Origin of the sequence: Ornithinibacter sp. (genome assembly GCF_035443565.1) — a bacterium.
Lineage (GTDB): Bacteria > Actinomycetota > Actinomycetes > Actinomycetales > Dermatophilaceae > Fodinibacter.
In genome coordinates this window covers 1-2,098 of sequence record NZ_DAORSO010000132.1, presented here as the reverse complement: position 1 = coordinate 2,098, position 2,098 = coordinate 1, and the positions used below count along the sequence as shown (strand labels likewise).

Here is a 2,098-nt window from a genome sequence, read left to right as displayed (position 1 = left end):
TCCGATGACGAGCCCCACCGCCCCGCCGAGAATCGCCGCGAGCACAGGGTCCACGACGTCAGGGTACGGCCCGGGCGGGCCCCGCTTCGTCCACGAACACCTCCCGCCGCTCCAGCCTCGCCAGAAGTTCACCTCGGGTGCGCCTGCGGTTCACGCCCGGCTGTCAGGGTCGAGGGCACCAGCCGCAGCTGTCACCGGCACGGCACCCGTCCCACGCCACCCGAAGGAATCACCCCTGATGCGCAAGGCCTTCCACGAGGAACTCGACCGGGTCGCCGAGACGCTCGTCGAGATGACGCACCTCGCCTCCTCCGCGATGAACCGCGCGACGACCGCGCTGCTCGACGCCGACATCCACCTCGCCGACTCCGTCATCGCCGCTGACGCCGAGATCGATGCCCTGCGCGCTGACCTCGACCTGCTCTCCTTCGACCTGCTCGCCCGCCAGCAGCCGGTCGCGACGGATCTGCGGGTCATCGTCACGAGCATGCGGATGAGCAGCGACCTCGAGCGGATGGGTGACCTCGCGCGCCACGTGGCCAAGGTCGCCCGCCTGCGCTACCCGGCGTCCGCCGTCCCTGCCGAGCTGCGCTCGACCATCCTGCAGATGGGGCACGTCGCCGAACGCATCGTCGAGAAGGCCGGCTCGGTCATCGCGGCGCGCGACCTCGAGGCGGCCCAGCAGATCGAACGCGACGACGACGCGATGGATGACCTGCACCGCGAGCTCTTCGCCCGGGTCACCGACCCGAGCTGGCGACACGGCACGGAGGCGGCGATCGACATCACCCTGGTGGGTCGCTACTACGAGCGGTTCGCCGACCACGCGGTGAGCGTCGGCCACCGGGTCATCTGGCTGGTCACGGGCGAGTTCGACCCCGCCAGCGAGGGCAGTCACGAGGACGCCGAGGACGGCGCCACCGTAGGTGCCTGAGCGCACACCGGACCGCCGCGCGGACACCGCGCCATTTGGCTAGTCTCAAGGTCGTGAACGATGACACGCGACTGTCGGTGACCGAGGACTACGCCGAGGAGATCGAGGAGCTTCACGATCTCGAGGAGGCCGACGGCGTCGAGATCGACGTCAAGGTCGGCAAGACCTGGCAGCAGGGGTACCCGTACGACAAGAAGCTTCCCCGCGACGAGTACGAGCGCACCAAGCGCAAGCTCCAGATCGAGATGCTCAAGCTCCAGCTGCACGCCAAGGAGACCGGCGCCAAGGTCCTCGTCATCTGCGAGGGTCGCGACGCCGCGGGCAAGGGCGGCGCGATCAAGCGGTTCATGGAGCACCTGAACCCCCGCGGTGCACGAGTGGTCGCCCTCGAGAAGCCCACCGAGATCGAGCGGACCCAGTGGTACTTCCAGCGCTACGTCCAGCACCTGCCGAGCGGCGGCGAGCTCGTGTTCATGGACCGCTCCTGGTACAACCGCGCCGGGGTCGAGCGCGTCATGGGCTACTGCACCCCCACCCAGTACCTCGAGTTCATGCGTGAGGTGCCCGACCTCGAGCGCATGCTCGTCAACTCCGGGATCACGCTGGTCAAGCTGTGGTTCTCCGTCAGCCGTGAGGAGCAGGCCGCCCGGTTCGCCTCCCGCCAGAACGACCCGGTGCGCCAGTGGAAGCTCTCCCCCACCGACCTCGCGAGCCGCGACAAGTGGGACGCCTACACCGAGGCGAAGGAGGCGATGTTCTTCTATACCGACACCGGTGACGCGCCGTGGACGGTCATCAAGAGCAACGACAAGAAGCGCGCCCGCCTCGAAGCCTTCCGGGTGCTGCTCAACCGGGTCGACTACGCGCAGAAGGACGCCGCCATCGTCGGCCAGCCCGACCCCCTCATCGTGGGCCCGGCGTCGAAGATCTTCGAGGCCGGCGAGCACACCGACCGGGTCCTGCCACGCCTCTGAGCGCTCAAGGTGACTTCGCGGAGTTCGTGGCCGCCCGCTGGCCCGAACTCTGCTCCGTCGCGCACCTGGCCCTCCTCGACACCGAGCGCGCCAGCAATGTCACCGCCGACGCACTGGCCCGGCTCAACCGCACCTGGAACGACGTCGTGGATGCCGGCCGCCCCGGCGAGCAGGCCCGCGCCGCCGTCCT

At 69.2% G+C, this 2,098-nt stretch carries 2 protein-coding genes; both read left to right on the top strand.

All coding sequences use genetic code 11. From position 1 onward, the window contains the following. Nucleotides 1-238: 238 nt before the first annotated feature. Nucleotides 239-934 carry a phosphate signaling complex protein PhoU gene (gene phoU / locus PLL68_RS11595; protein ID WP_159902982.1) on the top strand — a complete coding sequence of 232 codons (696 nt, stop codon included), beginning with the start codon at nt 239-241 and terminating at the stop codon, nt 932-934. A gap of 53 nt (nt 935-987) precedes the next feature. After that, a complete protein-coding gene (ppk2, locus tag PLL68_RS11590) occupies nt 988-1,908 on the top strand; it encodes a polyphosphate kinase 2 (RefSeq protein ID WP_324534244.1) in 921 nt (306 codons plus the stop codon). Nucleotides 1,909-2,098: the final 190 nt, after the last annotated feature.

Excerpts from the sequence above, each read along its gene's own strand:
- phoU (WP_159902982.1), top strand. The coding sequence starts at position 239 with ATGCGCAAGGCCTTCCACGAGGAACTCGACCGGGTCGCCGAGACGCTC.